Source organism: Vibrio sp. 378 (assembly GCF_033339435.1).
Window position 1 is genome coordinate 1 of the sequence record NZ_JAWOUO010000155.1, and the last position, 1,064, is coordinate 1,064.

1 protein-coding gene is annotated in these 1,064 nt (G+C 44.2%); it reads right to left on the bottom strand.

Going from position 1 to position 1,064, the window contains the following annotated elements; translation table 11 throughout:
• Positions 1–98: 98 nt before the first annotated feature.
• On the bottom strand, positions 99–980 hold the full coding sequence (locus R7Q48_RS24805) for a LysR family transcriptional regulator (RefSeq protein ID WP_005479816.1): 882 nt from the start codon (positions 978–980) through the stop codon (positions 99–101).
• Positions 981–1,064: the final 84 nt, after the last annotated feature.

Consider the following 1,064-nt stretch of genomic DNA (forward strand, 5'->3'; position numbering starts at 1 on the left):
GCTCCATAATTTCGGCGCCATCTTATAATTCACAGATGTTCAGATAATCATGCGTGCGCATGATTCAATGTCACAAATTTTATGACAATAAATGCAAACTACAAAAGTTTTGGGATTTTATTGCACAAATGTTCAATAAGTAACCGGCTAGCTTGGTTCAGCGTTTTCGGTTGAGGATAGAGTAACCACCCCGTTTCTTCCGTGACAGCATATTGAGACAATACTTGCACCAATGCACCGGATTCGAGCTCATTTTTTACCAACAGTTTTGGGATATAGCTGATGCCGCGGTCAAGCACTGTGGAGCTTTTAATAAAGCCGATGTTGTTGGAAATGAGTTTTGGTTTGAGCGCTACGTTTTGTTCCTGAAAATGCCAAAGGTTGTCGACATTGCCATTTGGCCAACGAAAACAAATGCACTGATGATCGCTCAACTCTTCTAATGTGGCGGGCGTGCCGTGAGTTTGAAGATAGTTCGGTGAGGCAACGACACATCGGTCTAGCGTTAAGATCTTTCTCGCGACAATGTCTGAATCAAACAGCATGCCGCCGTGCAGCGCGATGTCCAACCCCTGCTGAAACATATCAATAAAGCCATTGTTGATATTGCGAATGTCGAGTTCGACCTGCGGGTATTGATCCTGAAATTCAAACAAAATGGGTTGAAGATGTTCATAGGTTTCTGGCAGAAGGCCAAGTTTGATTTTTCCTCTGACCTCGATGCTTTCGTTACTGGCTTGCTGGTTTGCCGAATCAAGCAAGGTGAGGACTTTTTGTAGATCTTGGTAGTAGGCATCGCCTTTGTTTGTCAGCGAAAGGCTGCGAGTGGTGCGGTGAAAAAGTTGCGTTCCGAGGTAACGTTCCAGTTCTCCAATGCGTCGACTAACATTTGCTCGTGGCAAGTCCAAAGCATTGGCTGCCGCTGTAAAGCTGCCAAGTTGGACGACTTTGGTGAACAGTTTTAGATCGTCAATTTTCACTCTTGAACTCCATACTCTTTGAGTGCCGTGCTAAACCCTGACACTCTAGAGTATTGATGTGTGGTATACAAAACTTATTATTAA